Genomic DNA, 20,905 nt, shown 5'->3' on the forward strand with positions numbered 1-20,905 from the left:
ACAGGTTCCAAGTAGTGCGCCACGTCACGGGCTCAAGGCCGGACGGATACGCAATTTTGCATGCGCGTATTGCTGTTGGTATAATGAAATGGCGTTCACGGGGAGGCAGCAGGTTTACCGACGTGGAGTTTTTCCGTCCCCGTTTCCGTGAGGTCTAGTTGATATGGGATCCAAGTGGCTGCGCAATAGCTTCATTTATCTGCTCATACTGGTGGCCATCGTGGCCATCTTCTTCACCTTGTTCCAGCCCTCCTACGGGGCCAAGGACGCCGACCTCAGCACCGTCATTGACATGGCCAACAAGGGGCAGATAGACAAGCTGGAGATACAGGGAGACATCCTGCTCGTCACCACCAAGACCGGTGAACGCCTGAGCTCCCGCAAGGAGTCGGGCGCCAGCTTTGTGGACACGCTGCAGCGCGGCGGCGTGAAGCTGGGGGCCGACGGCATGCGGGTCTCCATCAAGGACCAGAGCCAGTGGGGCGGCATCCTCTCGTTCCTCCTGAACTTCCTGCCCATCATCATCTTCGGGGCGCTCCTCCTGTTCATGATGCGCCAGGCGCAGGGCGGCAACTCCCAGGCCCTCAACTTCGGCCGCAGCCGCGCACGGATGTTCGTGGGCAACAAGCCCACCGTCACGTTCAACGACGTGGCCGGCGTGGAGGAGTCCAAACAGGAGCTTCAGGAGGTGGTGGAATTCCTGAAGTTCCCCGAGAAGTTCGCCGCACTGGGAGCGCGTATCCCCAAGGGCGTCCTGCTGGTCGGCCCGCCGGGCACCGGCAAGACCCTCCTTGCCCGCGCCGTGGCCGGAGAGGCCGGCGTGCCCTTCTTCTCCATCAGCGGCTCCGAGTTCGTCGAAATGTTCGTGGGCGTGGGCGCGGCCCGCGTCCGCGACCTGTTCGACCAGGCCAAGCGCAACGCGCCCTGCATCATCTTCATTGATGAGATTGACGCCGTGGGACGGCATCGCGGCGCGGGCCTGGGCGGCGGCCACGATGAGCGCGAGCAAACGCTCAACCAGATACTCGTGGAGATGGACGGTTTCGACAACACCACAAATGTCATCGTCGTCGCGGCCACCAACCGGCCGGACATCCTTGACCCCGCCCTGCTGCGGCCCGGCCGGTTCGACCGCCGGGTGGTCCTGGACCTGCCCTCCATCAACGGGCGCAAGCAGATCCTGGAAGTGCACGTCAAGGGCAAGCCGCTCGGCCCCGATGTGAATCTGTTGACCATCGGCAAGGAGACGGCCGGCTTCAGCGGCGCGGACCTGGCGAACCTGGTGAACGAGGCGGCCATCCTGGCGGCCCGCCGGAACAAGAAGCTGATTGGCGCAGAGGAGTTCGCCGAGGCCGTTGACCGCGTGGTCGCGGGGCCGCAGCGCAGGAGCCGGGTCATCAGCGTGCGCGAGAAGGAGATCACCGCCTTCCACGAGGCCGGCCACGCCCTTGTGGCGCGCATGCAGCCCATCGCCGACATGGTGCACAAGGTCAGCATCGTGGCGCGCGGCACGATGGGCGGCTACACCCGCCTGCTTCCGCAGGAGGACCGGACGCTGATGACCAAGCTCCAGTTCGAGGCCATGCTGGCCGTCGCCCTGGGGGGTCGCCGCTCCGAGCAGCTTATCTTCGACGAGACGACCACGGGCGCGTCCAACGACCTGGAGCACGCCACGCGCCTGGCCCGCCAGATGGTCACCCAGTACGGCATGAGCGAGAAGCTCGGCCCGCGCACCTTCGGACGCAAGGAGGAGCTGGTCTTCCTGGGCAGGGAGATTTCCGAGCAGCGCGACTATTCGGACAAAGTGGCCGAGGTCATTGACTCCGAGGTGGAGCGGCTCATCCAGGAGGCCTATCAGAAGGCCACGGACATCCTCACCGCCAACAAGGCTAAGCTGGTCCAGCTTGCGCTGCGGCTGGTGACGGAGGAGACCATTGAGGCCGACGCGCTGGACGTGCTGTTCAACTCCGAGGCGCCCCCTCTGCCCAACGACTACAAGACCCCGCGCAGGTGGGAGAAGCCCGCTGCTCCCAGCGACGGCGCGGAGGCCCGCCCCAAGAGCGCGGCCCCCGAGGCGACGCCCGCGGCGCCGCCGGCGCCCCCTCAGCCGGGCCGCTCCGGGCCCGCGGGCATGCCCGCGCCCAGCGGCCAGCCCGCCACCTGATCCCCGGCTTCATCCATCACACATAACAGAAGGCCCACCCTGCCAGGGTGGGCCTTCCTGCGTTGCGCCGTAGTGCGCCGCTAGCCTCGCCGCGCCAGCCCGTGCGCTATCTTCTCCTGCGCCGTCAGCCCCGACAGGTCCGGCGCCGACCGCGCGGGCGCTCCCGCGGGCGTGCGCGGCGTCTCGGCTGCGTGCGCCACGGCCCGCTTCCGCACCTCGTCCACGAGCGCCTTCGCCCGCGCCATCGCTGCGTCAACCTCCTCCACCGTCGCGCCCTGCACCAGCTCCGGCGGCACCTCCGGCGTCGCCGCGAGCGCGGCCTGCCGGTACTTCGCCGTCGCCAGCGCGGCCCGCTCCGTGAGCGCGGCCACGGCCTGCCCGCGCTCCTCCACGAGCGTCCGCGCCTCCGCCAGCGCGCGCTCCAGCCCGGCCACGCGCTCCTCCGGCGTTTCCGCCGCCTGCGCCTGTCCCTGCGCCGCCGCCGCCTCGACCCCGCTCGTTGCTGCGTTCTCGTCCGTCATCCGCCGACTCCTTTCGTCTCGCCGCCGCGCTCCGCGCTTGTCATTCCGAGTCCTTCCGCAGAAGGGCGAGGAATCTCCCCGATGGGGGAGCAGCGAAGAATCTACATCTGCTTGACAGGGTAGGACGCGCGTTCTACAGTGTCAACAGGCGGATGACGGGGTAGAATTAAGCGCGGATAGTGGGCTTCGCGAATCTTCATCTGCCGCTGAAATGTAGCACGGAGGCATTATGAGACTCACGAGTTTTTCTGTGACAAACTACAAGAATATCCGAACGAAGGAAACGCTATCTTCACTTGGTACCTTGAACGCTTTGATTGGTCCGAACAACGAGGGCAAGAGTTCCTTTCTGGAAGCCCTCTACTTGACTCGACATGTTAATGGACAACTGTTGGATTGGGACTACATGCGCGAACGGCTTACTGACAAAAAAGCGAGTCCCTTCAAGCTAAGCCTGGAATTCGTCCTAGAAGCGCATGATTATGAACAGCTTGCTGACAAAGGAGGAGGACTCCGGGTTGAAAAAGTGGTATGCGAGTTGGCATTGACAGGTCAATTGGGATTCGATCCCAGATACTTGCTGCCCACTTATATGGTTTGTCACGCGAAAAGGATGCGCGAACCAGGCCGCACAGAAGAGAAGCGCATTGTTGTCTTGCGCTTGAATCCCGAGCAAAAGGCATTTGTGGTTCCTCGTTCAGGACTGCTCGCCCTCTTCAAAATGCCAGAGTCAAGCGATCTCCCGCTGGAACCGCGGGAGGACTGGTCTTTTGACAGGTTCAGGGAGCTTTTCGCCAATGGACGACGTGAAAAAGGAGACGCGTACAGGATATTTGCCCTCTTGGCAGATTGGGCCTCTCGTTTAGTTTACGTCCCTTCTTATCGGCAAACCCCGGCGATTGGGAATGTTGGAGTTGACAGAAGCAAGATCACTGGAGAATCGCTACCCGCAGTTCTGCATTTTATGAAAAACAATGAGGAGAGACGATATCGCGTATTTGAGAAGATGATCCAGCAACTTATTCCTTCGGTTGGGAGGGTTTACACACATCTGGAAAACGCGAGTCAAGTAAGCATACGCGTAGCGTCGGAAGAAGTTGATACGGCTGAGGCGCATCGGCTGGACAGCGTTGGAGGTGGAGTCAGTGAGCTTATCTACCTAGTCGCTCTTACTTGGTTATCCCCGGCCGGAAGCACGGTAATGATCGAAGAACCGGAGCGGGGGCTGCACGCCGCAAGCCAGCGGATGTTCATGCAGGCCGCGTTGGCACACGCAGCGGAATACGGCAAGACGTTGTTTTGGAGCACACACTCTACCATCCTTGCACCACTCGCGGAGTTCTGTTCTGTGCACCTCATAAGTCTCCAAAACGGGAACCAAACCAAGGCAACGCTCGTGGGTGAAGGCGAACGCGGAGCGGTAAGGGAGGCACTGGGGCATTCCAACCTCGATTTATACGGCTACGACTTGGTCGTCCTTTGGGACGGGGAGAGTGAGTCGTCCGCTCTGCCAGAAATAGCCGAGCATTTGCTTGGGACACAACGCTTCAATGCGATTCACATCCAGTCGCTGGATGGAGACCTCGGGTCCAAAATTGACAGTGTGTGTCGCTTGATAGAATCCTTGAGTGCGAACCAGACCAGAGTGGTCATTTTTGCGGATGATGACGAGGGAACAAGTAAGACAATAGAAATCCTGCGCCGCAAGTTTAGCGACGGTAAGTCTTGGACAGATGACCAAGTTCACGTGTGGGACTGTGGTGTTAAGAGTGACTCCGGTGGAGTGCGCAGGGCCGAATTCGAGGACAACTTTTCTTACGACGAGCTAATTCGGGCCGCCAATGCGGTCGCGAATGGTGGGGATTTGACCGTGGAGGGTTTGACAAAGCATGTTGAGGCCGCTCCGACCCAGAAAATCTCAAAAGTGCTGGGGCATTACTTCTATGAGACCTATCAATACGGACTCAGTAAACCGCAACTCAACAAGAATTTGGGGGCTGAAGCATTAGGCAAGATTTCCGCCCGACAATCGCGCGGCCGGAATAACACGAAATATGAGTTTGAGGATGCTATTGAGAAGCTTCGCACGTTCTTGCCAAGACAGCCGTGAATGACCAAGCAAACAAGAGTGTGAAGGAGCGTTGGGGGTTGGGTTCACAAACCCAACCCCCAACCCCCGCCCCGCCCTCCTCCCGCACGCGCGCCATCTCCCCCTCCGGGGTCCACCGCTCCCAGCGCCGACATCGCCGTGCGCTGGCCGTGCGGCCCTTGCCGCCACACCCGCGCCCGCGTTAGACTGATGCTGAGAGGTGACGCTATGCTGAAGGAAGCGCCGCTAGCGGCGCTGAGGCGGACGATACTCGCGCGCGTTTCCAAAGGTGAGAAGTATTACATCGCCGAGTGTTTGGACATCTCGGTTGTGACGCAAGGCCGCACCCTAGAGAAGACCCTTTCCAACCTGCGCGAGGCTGTTGCTCTCCATTTGGAGGGTGAGAATCTGGCTGAACTGGGGTTGGCTCCAAACCCCAGCATCCTGGTCACGATGGAACTCGATCCAGCCAGCGCTTGAGCTGGCTCCCTAATCCCCAACCGCTAACCCCCAACCCCCGCCCCGCCCTCCTCCCGCACGCGCGCCAGCTCCCCCTCCGGGTCCTCCACCCCCAGCGCCGACATCGCCGTGCGCCGGCTGTGCAGCCCCGCGCGCACCAGCGCCTCCTCGTCGCTCACCAGCCGCCCGCGGTCCTGCGGCAGCACCGGCCCCCATGTCACCTTCACCCGCACGTCGCCGTAGCGCGCCCCCGTGTGCCGCTCCAGCAGCCGCAGCGCCATCTGCGCCCGCCGACGGTACACCGCCGACCGCACCAGCCGCTTCCGGCGCACCTTCTGCAAGAGCGGGTGCAGCTCCATCTCCAGCGCCACGCCGCTCAGCCCCTGCCGGTTGTCGCCGAAGGCCGTCCGCGGCGCCTCCGACACGTCGTGCAGCGTCCGGTACAGCAGGTCAATGTAGTCGGCGTGCAGATTCACGCCGCCGCCCTGGAGCAGGTCCAGCAGGTACGCCCGCGCCCTCTCCGGTATCTCCCACACCGCGCCCGGCTGCACCGCGATGTCCTGCGACTCCTCGACGTTCTCCAGCACCGCGATGGGGTTGCCCGACAGCTCCAGGATCGTCGAGAGCTGCGACATCGCGCGGTTCAGCTCCCGCGACGGCTCGATAAGCGGCGGGATGTCACTCGCGCCCCAGAACTGCTTGGGCTGGCGCAGGTTGGGGAAGATGACGAACGGGATGAAGCCGCAGGGGTTCGCGCGACGCTCCACGACCTCGTTGTCCAGCCACAGCTCGAAGCTGTCCGCCGTCCACGCCTCGACCACCGTCACCTCGCGCGCATGGGCCGAACCGCTCGATCCTGATCCCGTCGAAGGACCGAAGCGGTTCGGCGAGACGCCGTACAGCGCCGCGGCCTCCTCCGACGGCAGCCGGTAGCGGCTCGCGACGCGCCACACTCGCGACACGTCGTCGCCCGCCCACCAGGCGTACAGCCCCTGCGCGTCCGGCGCCGTCACCCGCACGCGCTGCTCCTCCGCGTCCCACGTCACCTTGTAGCAGCCGTCGCCCAGAATGGCCGCGTCCAGCTCCGTCTCGAAGTCGAGCGACTCCAGCGCATTCGCGTCGTACACGGCGCGCAGGTCCGACTCCGCGCGGCGGGCGCGCTCCCGCCCTTCCGGCGAGTCGTCGGCGGGCTCCACGTCGAGCGTGATGCCGGACATCAGGTACGACGTCAGCTTGTCCACCAGCACCCGCGCGTAGTTGAACGTGAGCTGCCTCTCGCGCCGCCGCGGCCTCGCGGGCCACTGCCTGCCGTTATAGAACTCCAGGTTCTCGCGGTACGCTGCCATGCGCGGCTGGTCCATCCGCGCCACCTGCTGCGGCAGGGCCGTCTGCGTCTGTGCCGTCGTCGTCATGCGCGCCTCCTATGTCGCTTCATTCCTGGCGCTCGCCTTCCCGTCATTCCGAGTCCTTCCACGGAAGGACGAAGAATCTACCCCGGTCTTTTGCCTGCATGGAGTGAGGTCGGAAAGCCTCGCGCCCGCTTCATGATGCGCTGCACCGTGCGCACGCTCATCCCGAACCGCCGCGCAAGCTCGGCGGGCCTGCCGCGCTCCGTGCGCAGCGCCTCCAGCACCCGCGCGTCCCGCGACGCCAGCCGCAGCCGACGGTACCAGTCGGGGTCGTCGTACTTGCAGCGCGGCAGCGGGCACTCCAGGCACGTCGGCGACACCTCGCAGCCCTCGTCGCGATAGGCCGCGAGCTCCGGCAGCGTATCGAAATCCCCTCCGCCTTGCGGAGCGGGCGGCTGCGCGGCGCCGTTCGGGGCGTGGTCTTTCTCGTACGTCAGCGTCATGCTCGTGCCTCCATCGTGAAACACAGTCAATGCGCGTGTATTTTTCCGGATACCTCATCCCCCGGCCCCTTCTCCTGCAGGAGAAGGGGGATTAATGGGTATAGGGGACACCCCTAAGACCCCGGCAGAGGCGTGGCCCCTGCACCTCGTTCCCGCTGCCATACCCAGTCCCTCTTCGGAAGGACGCCCATTCGGTGTCCGCTCGTCCTGAGCCTGTCGAAGGATGAGCGGGGTCTCCAGGGCGCATGCCTTCAGGGATGACCATTCGTTATCCGCCCGCGCGCCCGCCGGGGCGCGTACCCGGCGCTTGCCTCCACCAGCAGCGCCATGCTCATCAGGAAGTCGTCGTGCCCGCGCGACGCTTCCACCCCGAAGCCCATCGTCTGGCCGCTCCGGTACACGCTCGTCGCCAGCTCTACCTCACGCCAGAACTCCGCCACTCCGCCGAGCCGTCGGCCCCGTACATCTTCAATCGTCCCGCATTGACCGCCGCCAGCAGTTGGAAGCCGATCCGCGACTTGCCGGGCGCCGTGAACACGAACGGCGTCACAATGCCGCTCAGCGCCTTCGCCAGGAAGCTCGCCACGCCCGCGCCGACGCCCGTGGCGTCCACCACCACCCGCCGGCAGCGCCAGACGTCGCGGAGCACGTCCACCAGTTGGGCGTACAGCGCCGCGTGCGGCCTGCCCGTCCACCAGTAGTGCTCCACCACGCGCACCCGCGGCTCCGGCAGCGCGTCCGTGCACGCCGCGAAGTCCACCTCGCCGATGCTCACCACCGTCGAGTCGCGCCGACGCTCCGCCGCGCGCACCGCCGCGTCCTGATTGGGTCCCTCTTGCGCCGCCTCAGCCTCGCCCGCGATATCAATGCCCGCGACGTACACCGCTCCGGCGCGGGGCGAGCGCTGCCGCGAGTGCGCGCCCTGCAGTTGCGCCCGCTGCCCCGCCGAGAGGAATCCGCCCGCGCCGCGCACCGGGTTCAGGCAGTACTGCGTCTGGAACAGAGGATGGCTCTCGCCGAGCCGCGCCCTCTCGCCCTCCACGTACCGCATGTAGTCCGGGTTGTGCCTGCCCACCTCAAGCCAGTCGAAGCGAAAATGCCGCTTCACCCCGTCGCGCCGCTCCATCTCCAGGTTGACCTGCTTCGACTCCTCCAGCAGCGTCGAGCCGTCCCACGCCGTGCCGTACAGCACCGTGGTCACGTTCGCGGGCGCGCCCATGGGCCGGAAGTCCCGCGCGAACTTCTGCTTGTCCACGTCCTGGGCCTCGTCCACCTCCAGCAGCACGTCCGCCGTCGCGCCCACCACGTGGCTCCCCGGCTCCGCGCTGAAGAACAGCGCCCGCGCCTTGCCCAGCCGGACGGCGTGCCCGGCCTCAGCCGACCACAGGCCGCGCAGGCCGGCGTCGTCCAGGCGGTCCCGCAGCCGACGCATGCTGACGACGACCTGCGGGACGAAGGTGGGAGCGCACTTCACCAGCGTGCCGCCCTTCAGCGCATGCATAACCAGCAGCAGCACCTCCATGTGCGCCGAAAGCTCGTTCTTCCCCGCCTGTCGCGCCATCTCCACGGTGAATGTCAGCCCTCGCCGCCGCGCGACGCTGCCCAGCACGGCACGCCCCACTTCTACCTGGTATGGCCGCAGCTTTATCGGAGGAGTAGCCATGCTCACTTCACCAGTCGAAGCACCACTTCCAGCAGCACCGTGCCCGCCACCAGGTAGAGCAGGCCGTTCACCCGGCCCTTGACCTCCTCCACCTGCGCCTCAAGCTCCTTCAAGCGCTGCTCCAGCACCGCCTCGAAGGCGCTCGCGGGCGCCACCTCCACGCGCGCGCCGTTGGCCTGGCCCTCGCGGCCCCCGCGCAGGCCGGCCCACAGGCGGCGCAGCGTCTCCCCCAGCTCATCTCTCCGGCGCATCCATGCCCTCCAGTCCCAGCGCCGCGCCGACGCTCCGCAGCGCGCCCGCAAGGCTGCTCGCCAGGTCCTTCTCGGCCTTGGGCGAGAGGCGGTACTTCACCGCGACCGCGCGCACCAGCACGTTGATGCCCTTCAGGAGCATCTCCACGTTCTCCGGGTGCTCCCGCGCCAGCCGCTCCAGGCGGACGCGCAGCAGGGCGATCTCCGCGTCCAGCCCCTGGACCTTGCGCGCGCGAGGCAGCCGCACGCGCTCCGCCTCGCTGAGGGCCGCCTCGTAGAAGCCGGGCGCCGCGTCGGAGCGACCACTCTTGCCCCGAGGCCGAGGGCTAGCGCTGTCGGCCATCGGCGTCGCCCCCTTCAAGCGAATCCAGCAGTCCCTCCAGGGCGTCCGCGGGCAGCCTGCCGGCCGCTCGGAGCGCCCCTTCCGCCAGGCACAGCGCCGCCAGATCCCATTGCTGACGACGCAGCGCGTTCGCAAGCGTTGACATGCCGCCTCCTTATCCCCGTGTCCTTCCGCGGAAGGACAGCGCGTGGCGCGCTATCAGCGCGGAGACCAGCAACGAACTGACGCAGGCCGACGCTGCCACCGGCAGCCACGCCCCTCCGACGGGCCAAGGCGCCCCGCCCGCCCGCGCGAACAACCCGTAGAACATGCCCTGGGCCAGCCCAGCCAGGCACACGCCCGCCATCACCGCGGCGCCCACCCGACGCCGCAGCGCCGACGCGCGGTAGCGCAGAAAGTACAAGGCGTTGACGCCGCTGCTGGCGGCGGTGACGGCGTAGAGAAGGGCGACCAGCGCCGTGTCCTGCATGGCCTCGTCCTCGCGTGGAATGGCACTGAGGATAGAACATAAGTTCTATAACGTCAACAGGGGCGTGGCGCAGGGACGCTGCGGTCCAGACACGAGGGAGGCGCGGACAGTCGGCCTACCCAAAGGCGCATCGTTGTGGTACAGTGTTTGTGCTCATTGTAGGTGGCATGTGACGAGTAGTAGTTGTCTGCGACCCGGAGAGGGCGTGGACTTGGAAAGAGTAAGTCATGGAACGTGAACCGATGGTCGGCAAGGCGAAGCGAATTGCCGCCGGAAATGTAACGGAGAAGCCAGCGGGAAGAGCGATAACATCTGACTACGACTGGAAGGCATACTACAAGGGGAACTTCATTCAGAAGTGGTGGAAGCGACGGGCAGCCAGCCTTGTGTTGGAAATGGCCGGAGAAAATAATCCTGTGGTGGACCTGGGCTGCGGGAGCAGTCCTATTCTCAGCCTGGTGAAAGCTACGGAGAAGGTGGGGGTGGACGCGCACGCAGGCAAGATAGACCTTATGAAGGAAAAGGACAGCACATCCACGTACATGAACGCGCTGGCCGAAAATTCGAAGCTCGCGGACAACTACTTTGGCACAACGCTATGCATTGAGGTCATTGAGCACCATGAGAACCCGCACAAGCTTATGCAGGAAATAGCACGGATAACCCGGCCCGGCGGAACGGTCATCATCGCAACCCCTGACTTCTCCTCCTGGACGTGGAACGTCATAGAGATACTTTATGGCGTGCTTATGAGGTCGGGCTATCATGATGAACACAATAGCAAATTCACGGAATCATCCACCAGAGCTCTGGCCGCAGCCTACGGCCTCAGACACGAGGAGACGAGGAAGGTGATGGGCGCGGACATGGTCATGAGGTTTCGCAAGGAATAGTCCGGCCAACCATTGGCGCGGGCCATTCTTTCAGGACAGGCAGACAAGTCCGGGACTGGACAGAGCCTTGTTTCTTCTCCGCCCCCTTTGCCCACCGCTGCTCCCCAGGCGCCAGCCACAACCTCTCCCTTGGTAGCTGGTGGTATACTCGCGTGGTCACGGACGTCCGGACAACATGAGCGAGAGGTAGCGCGAGCAATGGGTGAGGGGAACGAACGTGGCACTGACTGATCAGAAAGGGGCGTCCGCCCCCGTGGGACGATGCGCGTTCCGACTGTGGGAGCTTGCCTCACGCTACCGCGTGGCCGTTGTGCTGGTGGCCCTGATGCTCACGGGCCTCGCGCTGCGCCTGTGGGGAATAGACCGGACGGACGTCGTCTATGGCGATGAGATTCCCAACGTGCGCATCGCCATGGGGTTCGCCGCCACGCGGAGCATCGTGCCCGTGGGCGGCTCCATCCATCCCGCCGGGTATCCAGACGTGCTCTTGCTCACGTACGGACTTTACGCGGTGGTCGGCCTGGTGACGGGGGCGTTCGCGTCCCTGGAGGACATGGCCTTCACGTACCTGGTTGACCCCCACGCCTTCTACGTTATTGCGCGGGCTATCTCCGCCGTCGGGGGCGCCGCCGCCATTGCGTTGACATTCCGGCTGGGCCGCCGCCTGGCGGACGACAGGACCGGACTCGTCGCGGCGGGCATCATGACCGTGGCATACCTGCCCGTCTGGTTCAGCCACTTCGCCCTTATGGAAAGCATGGTCATGCTTCTGGCGACGGGGGCCTTCTTGGCCAGCCTCCACGCCCTGACGTCGCCGACGCGCCGCGCGTTCGTCCTGGCGGGCGCGCTGGGCGGGTTCGCCATGTCCACCAAGTACAACGGAGGCTTCTTCATCCTGCCGATGGTCGCCGCGCATGTTCTGGCCAGCAGGCGCGCCGGGATGACATGGCGCCAGACGCTTTTGGGGGCTAACCTGTGGCTGGGACTGGGCGTTGCGGTCGCCGCGTTCCTGCTGCTGTCGCCATTCTGGATTGTGCAGTTTCCCGAGCGGGTCGCGAGCGCGCTGTCCTACTTTCAGATCAGAAGCTCAGGCGCGTGGACGGGCCAGACCAGCAGCGACATCGCCGCCCTTTCGCTCCTTCAGTCTTTTCTGGAGCAGGAGTGGGCCATCGGGGTGGTCCTCCTGGCGGGCGTAGTGGGCGCGCTGTTCCGCCGCAAGAGCGAGGACATCCTGGCCTTGGCGGCCATTCTCCCGCTCTTCCTCTTCGTCGGCGCCCTCCGTTCGTCCGCGCTGCACTACATCCTGCCCGCGTACCCGCTGCTGGTGGCCCTCGGCGCGGTCCTTCTCGTCCGTATCCTCCCGCGCCCCGCGTGGCTGGCCGGGTCTGTGGCCGCGCTGCTCATCATCCCCACGGCGGGCCACGTCATCGCCGACCGCATTCAGGGTTCGGCGCCGGACGCGCGCGTCGCCGCGGCGCGGTGGATCGAGGGGAACGTGCCGCGCGGGGAGAAGGTGGCGCTGGCCTTCTTCTGGGCCGGAAGCTGCAACCCCCCCATCCTCGCGAACGGGCCTGAGATATGGACGCTGGCGAAGTCCGATGTGGACTCCGGATTCATGGCCCGCCTGCCCGCCAGCTTCCCGAAGCGACTCGACGCGTACTTCGCCGCGCGGCCCGTGTACCGCGTCGCCTTCCTGGAGGAGTTCGCCTCGCCGGAGGAGATGCGGGCCGCGGGCGTTCGCTACGCCGCCGTCTCGAGCTGCGCGTACGCGCCGTACGTTGACCAGCCGCCGCCGCCAGCGGGCGCGTCATGGGCCGAGCAGTACCTCAAGACCCACGCCCTGTACTCCACGCTCCTGGCCCCGACGCCCGGTGTGCGCACCCTGGCGGCGTTCACGCCGGAGCAGGGGTACGGCGGGCCGGAGGTCCGCGTGCTGGAGCTGTCCCCCGGCGCGGGCGGGCGCTAGGACATGGCGCGGTTGCGGAGCGGCACGCGCGGGTGGGGTAGGGGGCGGCCGCTATCAGCGCGCACCCAGGATTTGGGATTCGCTCGCTGGGGTATCTAAGCCGCTTTCCACTTCGGCCACGCGTCCAGCACCTTGATGTCGGCGTTCTCGGATATGACGGCAGCGAGCTTCTCCAGCCACTGTGCGTCCGGATGGCCGTCCTGCCGCGCTCTGGCGATGTTGTCGGACAGGCCCCATCCGGTAGAGCGTTCTCCCTCAGTGAGCAGCCTTTTCAGATTAGTGAGTGCCCTTTGTCGATCCGTAGCTGGCCCGTGGGCATATAGATAGGACCAACACTCAAGAGCCAGTTCGCGAACCTCTTCTAATTGGTTGCTAGCCAGAGCTTTGTTGAGAGTGCGCAGCCCCTCCCCTTTTCTTCCCTGAGCCAGGAGAAGGCCTGCGTAATTGCCGTTGTTGATAGCATTGTTGGGGTCTGCGGCCAGCGCGCGGCGATAGTGTTCCTCCGCCTTGTCGTAGTCCTTGCGGATATCTGAGAGGAAGTTTGCGTAGTTGCCCAAGTTGTTGGCATTGTTGGGGTCGGCGGCCAGCGCGCGGCGGTAGAGTTCCTCCGCCTTGTCGTAGTCCTTGCGGATATTTTTGAGGAAGAACGCGTAACTGCCGTTATTGGTGGCATTGTTGGGGTCGGCGGTCAGCGCGCGGCGGTAGTGTTCCTCCGCCTTGTCGTAGTCCTTGCGGATATCTTTGAGGAAGATCGCGTAATTGCCGTTAGTGTTGGCGAGGTTGGGGTCGGCGGTCAGCGCGCGGCGGTAGTGTTCCTCCGCCTTGTTGTAGTCCTTGCGGATATTTTTGAGGAAGATCGCGTAATTGCAGTTAGTGTTAGCATTGTTGGGATCGGCAGCCAATGCGCGGCGGTAGTGTTCCTCCGCCTTGTTGTAGTCCTTGCGGATTTGATGGAGGAAGATCGCGTAATTGCCCAGAAGAGGCGCGGAGTCCGGGAGCTTTTTCAACCCCTCGAGGTAAAGCGCTTCCGCTTTCTCCGGGTCTGTTTTCTCCAGTCGGCCAGCTTGAATTGCATAGGTGAACCACCCTGTGAGCGAAGCGTCCGTCTTCTCGACGGCCTTCTTTAGTCGGGCGGCTCCAGGGACAGTTTCCGGCAAAGACAGTACGCGCTTGGATAGCTTCTCATAGGTTTTTCCGTATTCATCGAATACCGACTTGAATCGCTGGTCGTCCGGACGAGGAAGTTTGAAAGTGTCATGAATCAAAAGCATCAGCTCATCAAAGTCACGCTTTTGGACCCAAATAGCTTTGCGAGAGTCAAGCCATTGCCTGATCACTCCCTGAGGTTCTAGCTCACTGACCCAGAACACACTCAGGGGCAACGCCGCTGGTGGAAGCGCGTCGAGCATCTCAACGATACCTTTGTCGTTGCCGCCATAACCGATGAAGATTAGCCCTCGGTCATGCAATAAGGGGCGGACACTATTCGCTATCACTTGCGGTAAGGTCGCGGTCTCCTGGAACGTATTGTGTGGAGAAAGACGATGATCGCCATGAAGTTTCACAACCAGTGGCCGCATGCGAGCCGGCCTTATGTAGCTCGCAAGAGATTCATGATGAATCACTAAAGGGCGCGCTTCTGTGTACAGGTATAAAGCATCAGGGGCCAGATCATCAAAGTTCGTAGTCAGAACAACGTTGAAGCGCCCTTCATCCATGGCAATGAGATTAGCTAGCACGGCATATCCGAAGCCGGGGAATTTGCCTTCGCAAAGACGTTCTACTTCTCTCTGACGCTCTTCGAGGTTGAGAAAGAGCTTCTCCATGACCGCGCCATAAAGCAGTGCCATGCGAGACAAGTCACTACCTGGGAATTGTTCACGCGCCCAACTCTCCAAATCCTTCCTCTCGGGCGCACGCAAGTCCCTAAGGCGTGGAAGCCAATCTTCTTTGACCAGTGTGCCAGCATCAGGGATGCCGGAGGATATAGAGCACCCAGCGCCAATGAAAAGGGCGTAGCGTCTTTCTGGACGCTTGATAGAGTCGTGAATGCGTCTGACAAATTCCTCAGCATCCATTTTGTGCAGTGGATTGCTAGAAGGGGCAGAGACTCTCTTTTTGCGCCGCTCGGTCATATACCCTACCTCTCCGCGCCCGCGGGCAGCCGCTTGATGACCTGCTCCGTCAGCTTGATCTTCTGCATCATCTCCGCGTGCGTCAGCCCCGGGTACTGGATGCGCAGGTTGATGTGGTTGAACCCCAGCTCCCTGTACCGCAGTATCTCGTTCGCGCACTCCGCCGGGTCGCCCAGCACGAACGTGTCCTTCGCCAGCGCCTCGAAGTCGCCGAGCAGCTTCTTGTCGTCCTCCGGCAGCGACGCCTGCAGCCCGTGCTCCGCGTACGCCTCCCACTTGCGCCGCATCCCCTCGCGGCCTAGCTCCACCGCCTCCGCGCGCGTCCGGCCCACCGAGTACTCGCGGCTGAACACCATCTCCTTCGGCGGCCACGGCTTGCCGACCTTCTCCAGCTCCTCGCGGTAAATCCCCACCTGGCGCTTCACCACGTCGTACGTGCCGAACGGCGCGATGTACACCGCGTCGCCCATGCGCGCGGCGCGGCGGATGGCCGGGTCGCTGTTCGCGGCGATCCAGATGGGCGGGTACGGCTTCTGCAGCGGCTTCAGCGTCGGCTTCGCGCCCGTGATGTTGAAGAACCGCCCGTGGTGCGTCACCTCGTCCTCCGTCCAGAGGCGCTTCATCAGCGTCAGCGACTCCTCGAAGCGCGGCGCGCGGTGCTTCAGGCTCACGCCGAAGAACTCGAACTCCAGCGGCCGATAGCCCAGTCCCAGGCCGACGCGCAGCCGACCCTCGCAGGCGTAGTCCAGCGTCGCCATCTGCTCCGCGACCTCCACGGGGTTCAGCAGCGGCAGCAGGATGACGCCCGTGTTAAGGAGCATTTTGCCCGTCTCCGGCGCCAGGCGCGCCAGCCACGGGATGACGTTGAAGTACTGGAACGGGTGGATGACCCAGTGATGCCCGATGGAGATGCGGCCAAAGCCGTGGTCGCGGGCGGCGCGCACCTGCTCCAGCATCTCGTTCCAGTGCTGGTCCGGCGGCTTCCCCGCGAGTTGCCCCGGCCCCATGTTCATGCCCACAATCATGGAGTTATCTCCTGTCCTCGGATACCTCATCCCCTGGCCCCTTCTCCTCGCAGGAGAAGGGGAAGAAACTAAATCTGGGGGACGCCCCCAGACCCCCGGCAGGGACGCCGTCCCTTGCAACCCTGCACTGCCTGGGCCAAACGCCCGCTCGTGGTGAGCTTGTCGAAGCCATGAGCGGTGGACAAGTAGCCCGCTCATCCTGAGCCTGTCGAAGGACGAGCGCCTGACATCCGGTTACCCCTGCGGCAGCCTCTTGATGACCTGCTCGCTGAGCTTGATGCGCTCCATCACCTTCTCGTGCGACATCCCCGGGTACTGCAGGCGCAGCTTCATGTGCGTGATCCCCGCGATATCCCTGTACCGCAGTATCTCGTTCGCGCACTCCGCCGGGTCGCCGACGATGAAGGTGTCCTTCGCCATCGTGTCGAACTCGTCCAACAGCTTCTTGTCCTTCTCCGCCAGCGAGCCTTGCAGCCCATGCTCGGCGTACGCCGCGAACTTCTCCACCATGCCCGCTGCGCCGTCCCGCACCGCCTCCGCGTGCGTCCGCCCCACCGAGTACTCGCGCGCCATCGGCACCTCTTTAGGCCAGGGCTTGCCTTCCTCTTTGAGCGTCGCCTTGTAAAGCTCCAGGTGCCGCTTGAGCACGGTTACGTTCTGGAACGGTGACCAGAACGGCGCGTCGCCCATGCGCGCCGCGCGTCGCGTCGCCGGCTCGCTGTTCGTGGCGATCCAGACGGGCGGGTACGGCTTCTGCAACGGCTTCAGCGTCGGCTTCGCGCCCGTGATGTTGAAGAAGCGCCCGTGATGCGTCACCTCGTCCTCCGTCCAGAGGCGCTTCATGAGCGTCAGGGCCTCCTCGAAGCGCGGCGCGCGGTGCTTCAGGCTGATGCCGAAGAACTCGTACTCCAGGGGCCGATAGCCGAGGCCGCAGCCGAACTTCAGCTTGCCGCCGCTCATGATGTCCAGCGTCGCGAGCTTCTCGGCCATGTCCACGGGATTCACCAGTGGCAGCAGGACCACGGAGGTGACGAGCGTCATCTCCGGGACCTCGCCGTTGATGCGCGCGAGCCAGGGAATCAGGCTGAAGTATTGGAACGGGTGGATGACCCAGTGCGTGCCCACGGACACGAAGTCGAAGCCGTGGTCGCGGGCGGCGCGCACCTGCTCCAGGTGCTCCTTCCACTGCTGCTCAAGGGGGTACGGGTGCAGGACGACAGGCCCCATGTGAAACCCGACGTGCATGACGCCACCTCCGGATGGAATGCCTGGATTATAGCGCAGGCGGCACGCCAGCACACGGATGGTCGGCATTGCGCCTTCGTCGGACGTTTCCTCAGCCCGTTGGCCGTCGTATCATGGGAAGATTGGAGCGACTATGAGCGGAAACCCACTGGACGAGGCGGTCAGCGCGACCATGCGGGGCCACCCGGAGGTGGTCCGCCGATGGCTGGCGAACGAGCCGGGGAGCTGGGGCTTCCTGGCGGGCAAGGCGGTGCTGGACTGCCGTCGGAAGTTGGGCAGGCACCTGACCGAGGCGGAGCGGCGCGCCGTGTGGCGCTTGCTGTGGGGCCGGCTCACGGCGCTGCGCGAGGGCTTGCGCGACCGCCCCTAACCGGGTGCTTCCCTCCGGCGCCGATCCCTCGGGGGCTGGCGCACGCACACTGTGGGCTATTTTCTGTCGAAGGCGCGGCGGCGGAGTGACGCCCGGCGAGGCTCAGGAAGCGGAAGGGAGGCGCTTCACAATGGCGGAGCGCACCTCCGCGGTGGTCGGAAAGCGGCCCGTGCGCACTGTGGAATAGACCAGCTCCCCGTTGACGGTGACCTCGAAGCGTCCCTCCTCGCCGGGGACGAGCGTCAGGGCGGACACCTGCTCACCGAACTCGCGCAGAAGCTCTTCCGCCAGCCTGGCGGCGCGCGGCAGGTAGTTTCAGGGCAGGCAATACTCAATCTGGATGGCTAGCTTCTGCGCGGACATGCTGCTTTCCCATGCGGTTGCCGGCTGGGGGAAGGGTGAGAGAGCGCCGGGCCTACTTGCTGCCCGTCTTGGCCGACGCCTCAGCCGTGGCCGCGCCCGCCAGTGCGTTGAGCTGATGCATCAGACGCGACTTCTGCCGGGAAGCCTTGTTCTTGTGAATGATGCCCTTGGTCCAGGCCCTGTCCAGGGCGCGCACGGCGCGGGCCACGGCTGCCGTGGCGTTCTCCGTGTCCTTGCTCTGGATATAGCTCCGGGCGATACGCACGTGCGTCCTGACGGCGGAGCCGATGGGCTGGTTGCGATGCTCCCGGCGCACGGACTTGCGGTGCGCCTTTTTCGAAGAAGGGGACTTCTTGGCCAAGGGGACCTCCTCCACTCGAGGTGAAAACTCTTGCGTCCATGATACCAGATGCGCGAGCGCCCGTAAACCTAAGCCCCGCTATTGCTGCGCTGGGCGCTGAGGACGCTCTTGACGGTCTCCATCTTGGCGAAGAGGCGGCTGAGCTGCTGGATGCCGGAGGTGTGGAGCGTCATGGAGATGGTGATGGCGCCGTCCGAATGCTCAATGGACTGCAATCCCACGATGTTCACCTTCTCGTCCGCGAGCACGTTGCTGAGGTCGCGCAGCAGCCCCACCCTGTCCCACGCCTCCACGCGGACGCGCACCGGATAGACCTGCTTGGTCGGCCCCCATTGGACGGGCACGATCCGTTCGGTCTCGTCCACGTTGAGGACGTTGGTGCAGTCCCGCCGGTGGACCGTCACGCCTCTGGTGCGCGTGATGAAGCCCACGATGTCGTCGCCGGGCAGGGGATGACAGCAGTTCGCCACGCGCGTCAGCAGGTCGCCCACGCCCATGACGGTGACGTCCGTGAGGGGCGCCGGGGCGGCGTGAGCGGGCGGCGGCGTGATCTGCGGCGGCTCCGGCTCCTGCGGGCCGACCTTCGTCGCTATCTGCTGCAGGCTGATGTTGCCGCAGCCGATGGCCGCCAGCAGGTCGTCCGCCGAGTCGAACTTCAGGAGAGCAGCGACTTCGTCCTCGCTGATGGTCACCGCCAGCCGGTGCAGTTCCTTCTGGAGCGCCTCGCGGCCCCGCTGAACGTTGACCGTCCGCTCCTGCTTGCGGAACCACAGGCGGACCTTCTCACGGGCGCTCGTGGTGTGGACGAAGCCCAAGTCCTGGTTCAGCCAGTCCAGGCTGGGGCCCCGCGCGATCTTGCTGACGACGACCTCCACGGTGTTGCCGTTCTGGAGCTGGGTGTTGAGGGATACCAGCTTGCCATTCACCTTGGCGCCCACACAGCGGTGCCCCAGGTCCGTGTGGATGCGATAGGCGAAGTCCAGAGGCGTGGAGCCGGCGGGCAGCTCAACGATGTCACCCTTGGGGGTGTAGACGAAGACCTGGTCGTGGAGGATGTCCGTGCGGACGGACTCCAGGAACTCCTCCGTGCCCGTGACCTCCCGCTGCCACTCGAGGAGCTGGCGGAGCCAGGTCATCTTCTCCTCGAACTTCATGTCCTCGCGGGAGACGCCGGCCTCTTTGTAGCGCCAGTGCGCGGCCACGCCGTACTCCGCGAGGCGGTGCATCTTGTTCGTGCGGATCTGGACCTCCACCGGCGAGCCCTGGCACATCACCGTGGTGTGCAGGGACTGATACATGTTCTCCTTCGGGTTGCCGATGTAGTCGTCAAGTTGGCCGGGCAGGGGGTGCCAGAGGGTGTGGACAATGCCTAGCGCCGCGTAGCAGTCCTTCACGTCTTCAACCAGGACGCGGACGGCGAACAGGTCATAGATCTGGGAGATGTCCTTGCCCTGGGCCGCGTACTTTTCGCGTTTCTCGTAGATGCTGTAGATGCCTTTGGGGCGGCCGCTCACCTCTGCCTTGATGCCCGCCTTCTCCAGCTCCTTGCGCAACGTGACCATGACGCCCTGAATGTACCGCTCCCGCTCACCCCGTTTGGCGGCCAGGAACCGGGAAATCTCATGGTACTTGTCAGGCTCCAGGTGCCTGAGGGCGAGGTCCTCCAGTTGCCACTTGAACTGCCAGATGCCCAGGCGGTGGGCCAGCGGAGCGAAGACGTCCAGCGTCTCCCTTGCGATGCGCTTGCGGCGCTCCTCCGGCAGGGCGTCCAGGGTGCGCATGTTGTGCAGGCGGTCGGCGAGCTTGATGAGCACCACGCGCACGTCCTCCGCCATGGCCACCAGCATCTTGCGAAGGCTCTCGGCCTGGACGCGCTCTCCCTCCGGTGTGCGCTGGGCGCCCTGGCGCTTCTCCAGGAGCTGTAGCTCGATCTTGCTGACCTTGGTGGCGCCGTCCACCAGCTTGCCGACTTCATCGCCGAAGCGGCCCGCTATGTCCTCCTGGGAGACGCCGCAGTCCTCAATCACGTCGTGCAGGAGAGCGGCGGTGATGGTGGAGGCGTCCAGTTGCAGCTCGGCGAGGAGGATGGCCGTGCTCAGCGGGTGGACGATGTACGGTTCACCGGACTCGCGCATCTGCCCTTCGTGGCAGCGGGCGGCATAGGCGTACGCCTCCTCAATGACCTGGACCTTCTCAGGCGGCAGGTACTCCCTGACCTTCGTCAGAAGCTCCTGCACGTCCACCTTGGGGGACGCTGTCCGCCCCTTGTCACGCGCCAGCGCGTCCTTAGTCCTTTCCATAACCCCATCCAATCCGTACGTCCAGTATATCCCAAGGAGACTGGGCCGACAAATGCGCGGGCTGAGATCGAGGGAGGCCATAGCGTATCTGGCCTGGCCTTTGACTTTGCGCTGCAAATCGGCATACTTGTGGTGCTGGTGTTTGTGGCGTCACGGCTGCATGCACGGATAGTCCGCTAGCCGCCCGCGCTCGTGCCAGCCGATATAAGTCCACTGACCGGAGGTCTGGCGCCGTGTTCAAAGCGCCGCGTGGCATGACGGACATCCTGCCGGACGAGCAGGACTACTGGGCGCACATCCGGGATACGGCGGAGCGCCTCGGCCTGCGCTTCGGCTACCGCCGCATCGAGACGCCCGTCTTCGAGGAGGCCGGCCTCTTTGTGCGGAGCGTCGGCGCGGGCACCGACATCGTCGAAAAGGAGATGTACACCTTCGC

At 64.5% G+C, this 20,905-nt stretch carries 22 protein-coding genes; 7 read left to right on the forward strand and 15 right to left on the reverse strand.

The features are described from left to right. The first annotated feature begins 163 nt into the window (after positions 1-163). Positions 164-2,164, forward strand: coding sequence for an ATP-dependent zinc metalloprotease FtsH (gene ftsH, locus Q7T26_04440; GenBank protein ID MDO8531405.1), 2,001 nt, complete (start codon positions 164-166; stop codon positions 2,162-2,164). Positions 2,165-2,244: 80 nt separating this feature from the next. Here ftsH and Q7T26_04445 read toward each other — a convergent pair whose 3' ends face one another. Continuing rightward, entirely contained in the window at positions 2,245-2,685 is a 441-nt protein-coding gene (locus Q7T26_04445) for a hypothetical protein (protein MDO8531406.1), read from the reverse strand. A gap of 229 nt (positions 2,686-2,914) precedes the next feature. Here Q7T26_04445 and Q7T26_04450 point away from each other — a divergent pair, with 229 nt between their 5' ends. Further along, on the forward strand, positions 2,915-4,795 hold the full coding sequence (locus Q7T26_04450; GenBank protein ID MDO8531407.1) for an AAA family ATPase: 1,881 nt from the start codon (positions 2,915-2,917) through the stop codon (positions 4,793-4,795). 207 nt (positions 4,796-5,002) lie between these two features. Then, the gene (locus Q7T26_04455; GenBank protein ID MDO8531408.1) at positions 5,003-5,254 is read left to right on the forward strand and encodes a type II toxin-antitoxin system HicB family antitoxin; all 252 of its coding nucleotides are present in this window, start codon (positions 5,003-5,005) and stop codon (positions 5,252-5,254) included. Positions 5,255-5,277: 23 nt separating this feature from the next. On the opposite strand, the gene Q7T26_04460 is transcribed toward Q7T26_04455, so the two are convergent. The 8 genes from Q7T26_04460 to Q7T26_04495 form a co-directional block, all read right to left on the reverse strand. After that, positions 5,278-6,645: a phage portal protein gene (locus tag Q7T26_04460; protein ID MDO8531409.1), complete on the reverse strand. Its 1,368-nt coding sequence runs from the start codon at positions 6,643-6,645 to the stop codon at positions 5,278-5,280. A gap of 77 nt (positions 6,646-6,722) precedes the next feature. Further along, positions 6,723-7,085, reverse strand: coding sequence for a hypothetical protein (locus Q7T26_04465; GenBank protein ID MDO8531410.1), 363 nt, complete (start codon positions 7,083-7,085; stop codon positions 6,723-6,725). A gap of 251 nt (positions 7,086-7,336) precedes the next feature. Further along, positions 7,337-7,525, reverse strand: coding sequence for a hypothetical protein (locus Q7T26_04470; protein ID MDO8531411.1), 189 nt, complete (start codon positions 7,523-7,525; stop codon positions 7,337-7,339). After that, positions 7,501-8,748 carry a hypothetical protein gene (locus tag Q7T26_04475; protein ID MDO8531412.1) on the reverse strand — a complete coding sequence of 416 codons (1,248 nt, stop codon included), beginning with the start codon at positions 8,746-8,748 and terminating at the stop codon, positions 7,501-7,503. The genes Q7T26_04470 and Q7T26_04475 overlap by 25 nt, the downstream gene beginning before the upstream one ends. Before the next feature lie 2 nt (positions 8,749-8,750). Further along, positions 8,751-8,999, reverse strand: coding sequence for a hypothetical protein (locus Q7T26_04480; protein ID MDO8531413.1), 249 nt, complete (start codon positions 8,997-8,999; stop codon positions 8,751-8,753). After that, the gene (locus Q7T26_04485; protein MDO8531414.1) at positions 8,983-9,342 is read right to left on the reverse strand and encodes a hypothetical protein; all 360 of its coding nucleotides are present in this window, start codon (positions 9,340-9,342) and stop codon (positions 8,983-8,985) included. Before Q7T26_04485 ends, Q7T26_04480 begins: the two co-directional genes overlap by 17 nt. Beyond that, the gene (locus Q7T26_04490) at positions 9,326-9,487 is read right to left on the reverse strand and encodes a hypothetical protein (GenBank protein ID MDO8531415.1); all 162 of its coding nucleotides are present in this window, start codon (positions 9,485-9,487) and stop codon (positions 9,326-9,328) included. Before Q7T26_04490 ends, Q7T26_04485 begins: the two co-directional genes overlap by 17 nt. A 9-nt stretch (positions 9,488-9,496) precedes the next feature. Then, a complete protein-coding gene (locus tag Q7T26_04495; protein ID MDO8531416.1) occupies positions 9,497-9,811 on the reverse strand; it encodes a hypothetical protein in 315 nt (104 codons plus the stop codon). A 227-nt stretch (positions 9,812-10,038) separates the two neighbouring features. On the opposite strand from Q7T26_04495, the gene Q7T26_04500 reads away from it, so the two are divergent. Both Q7T26_04500 and Q7T26_04505 read left to right on the forward strand, forming a co-directional pair. Continuing rightward, positions 10,039-10,704 carry a class I SAM-dependent methyltransferase gene (locus Q7T26_04500; protein ID MDO8531417.1) on the forward strand — a complete coding sequence of 222 codons (666 nt, stop codon included), beginning with the start codon at positions 10,039-10,041 and terminating at the stop codon, positions 10,702-10,704. A 217-nt stretch (positions 10,705-10,921) separates the two neighbouring features. Then, positions 10,922-12,670, forward strand: a complete 1,749-nt coding sequence (locus tag Q7T26_04505) for a glycosyltransferase family 39 protein (protein MDO8531418.1) — start codon at positions 10,922-10,924, stop codon at positions 12,668-12,670. Between the two features lie 95 nt (positions 12,671-12,765). Here Q7T26_04505 and Q7T26_04510 read toward each other — a convergent pair whose 3' ends face one another. The 3 genes from Q7T26_04510 to Q7T26_04520 form a co-directional block, all read right to left on the reverse strand. Further along, a complete protein-coding gene (locus tag Q7T26_04510; protein MDO8531419.1) occupies positions 12,766-14,805 on the reverse strand; it encodes a tetratricopeptide repeat protein in 2,040 nt (679 codons plus the stop codon). Between the two features lie 5 nt (positions 14,806-14,810). Next, positions 14,811-15,830 carry an LLM class flavin-dependent oxidoreductase gene (locus Q7T26_04515; protein MDO8531420.1) on the reverse strand — a complete coding sequence of 340 codons (1,020 nt, stop codon included), beginning with the start codon at positions 15,828-15,830 and terminating at the stop codon, positions 14,811-14,813. Between the two features lie 234 nt (positions 15,831-16,064). Next, positions 16,065-17,144, reverse strand: coding sequence for an LLM class flavin-dependent oxidoreductase (locus Q7T26_04520; protein MDO8531421.1), 1,080 nt, complete (start codon positions 17,142-17,144; stop codon positions 16,065-16,067). Positions 17,145-17,208: 64 nt separating this feature from the next. Between Q7T26_04520 and Q7T26_04525 the strand changes: the two genes are divergently transcribed. After that, a complete protein-coding gene (locus tag Q7T26_04525; protein ID MDO8531422.1) occupies positions 17,209-17,445 on the forward strand; it encodes a hypothetical protein in 237 nt (78 codons plus the stop codon). Positions 17,446-17,547: 102 nt separating this feature from the next. Here the strand turns inward: Q7T26_04525 and Q7T26_04530 are convergent, their stop codons facing one another. The 3 genes from Q7T26_04530 to Q7T26_04540 form a co-directional block, all read right to left on the reverse strand. Further along, positions 17,548-17,808 carry a SelT/SelW/SelH family (seleno)protein gene (locus Q7T26_04530; GenBank protein MDO8531423.1) on the reverse strand — a complete coding sequence of 87 codons (261 nt, stop codon included), beginning with the start codon at positions 17,806-17,808 and terminating at the stop codon, positions 17,548-17,550. Between the two features lie 52 nt (positions 17,809-17,860). After that, positions 17,861-18,169, reverse strand: a complete 309-nt coding sequence (gene rpsT, locus Q7T26_04535) for a 30S ribosomal protein S20 (protein ID MDO8531424.1) — start codon at positions 18,167-18,169, stop codon at positions 17,861-17,863. Between the two features lie 68 nt (positions 18,170-18,237). Further along, entirely contained in the window at positions 18,238-20,469 is a 2,232-nt protein-coding gene (locus tag Q7T26_04540; protein ID MDO8531425.1) for a bifunctional (p)ppGpp synthetase/guanosine-3',5'-bis(diphosphate) 3'-pyrophosphohydrolase, read from the reverse strand. Between the two features lie 233 nt (positions 20,470-20,702). On the opposite strand from Q7T26_04540, the gene Q7T26_04545 reads away from it, so the two are divergent. Then, the coding region (locus tag Q7T26_04545; protein ID MDO8531426.1) for a histidine--tRNA ligase at positions 20,703-20,905 on the forward strand (203 nt) is incomplete at its 3' end.

Source organism: Dehalococcoidia bacterium (assembly GCA_030648205.1).
GTDB lineage: Bacteria > Chloroflexota > Dehalococcoidia > JAUSIH01 > JAUSIH01 > JAUSIH01.

What these genes read in the sequence shown, in the direction of transcription:
- ftsH (MDO8531405.1), top strand. Translation starts at nt 164, where the DNA reads ATGGGATCCAAGTGGCTGCGCAATAGCTTCATTTATCTGCTCATACTG.
- Q7T26_04445 (MDO8531406.1), bottom strand. Translation starts at nt 2,685, where the DNA reads ATGACGGACGAGAACGCAGCAACGAGCGGGGTCGAGGCGGCGGCGGCG.
- Q7T26_04450 (MDO8531407.1), top strand. Translation starts at nt 2,915, where the DNA reads ATGAGACTCACGAGTTTTTCTGTGACAAACTACAAGAATATCCGAACG.
- Q7T26_04455 (MDO8531408.1), top strand. Translation starts at nt 5,003, where the DNA reads ATGCTGAAGGAAGCGCCGCTAGCGGCGCTGAGGCGGACGATACTCGCG.
- Q7T26_04460 (MDO8531409.1), bottom strand. Translation starts at nt 6,645, where the DNA reads ATGACGACGACGGCACAGACGCAGACGGCCCTGCCGCAGCAGGTGGCG.
- Q7T26_04465 (MDO8531410.1), bottom strand. Translation starts at nt 7,085, where the DNA reads ATGACGCTGACGTACGAGAAAGACCACGCCCCGAACGGCGCCGCGCAG.
- Q7T26_04475 (MDO8531412.1), bottom strand. Translation starts at nt 8,748, where the DNA reads ATGGCTACTCCTCCGATAAAGCTGCGGCCATACCAGGTAGAAGTGGGG.
- Q7T26_04480 (MDO8531413.1), bottom strand. Translation starts at nt 8,999, where the DNA reads ATGCGCCGGAGAGATGAGCTGGGGGAGACGCTGCGCCGCCTGTGGGCC.
- Q7T26_04485 (MDO8531414.1), bottom strand. Translation starts at nt 9,342, where the DNA reads ATGGCCGACAGCGCTAGCCCTCGGCCTCGGGGCAAGAGTGGTCGCTCC.
- Q7T26_04490 (MDO8531415.1), bottom strand. Translation starts at nt 9,487, where the DNA reads ATGTCAACGCTTGCGAACGCGCTGCGTCGTCAGCAATGGGATCTGGCG.
- Q7T26_04495 (MDO8531416.1), bottom strand. Translation starts at nt 9,811, where the DNA reads ATGCAGGACACGGCGCTGGTCGCCCTTCTCTACGCCGTCACCGCCGCC.
- Q7T26_04500 (MDO8531417.1), top strand. Translation starts at nt 10,039, where the DNA reads ATGGAACGTGAACCGATGGTCGGCAAGGCGAAGCGAATTGCCGCCGGA.
- Q7T26_04510 (MDO8531419.1), bottom strand. Translation starts at nt 14,805, where the DNA reads ATGACCGAGCGGCGCAAAAAGAGAGTCTCTGCCCCTTCTAGCAATCCA.
- Q7T26_04515 (MDO8531420.1), bottom strand. Translation starts at nt 15,830, where the DNA reads ATGATTGTGGGCATGAACATGGGGCCGGGGCAACTCGCGGGGAAGCCG.
- Q7T26_04520 (MDO8531421.1), bottom strand. Translation starts at nt 17,144, where the DNA reads ATGCCGACCATCCGTGTGCTGGCGTGCCGCCTGCGCTATAATCCAGGC.
- Q7T26_04525 (MDO8531422.1), top strand. Translation starts at nt 17,209, where the DNA reads ATGAGCGGAAACCCACTGGACGAGGCGGTCAGCGCGACCATGCGGGGC.
- Q7T26_04540 (MDO8531425.1), bottom strand. Translation starts at nt 20,469, where the DNA reads ATGGAAAGGACTAAGGACGCGCTGGCGCGTGACAAGGGGCGGACAGCG.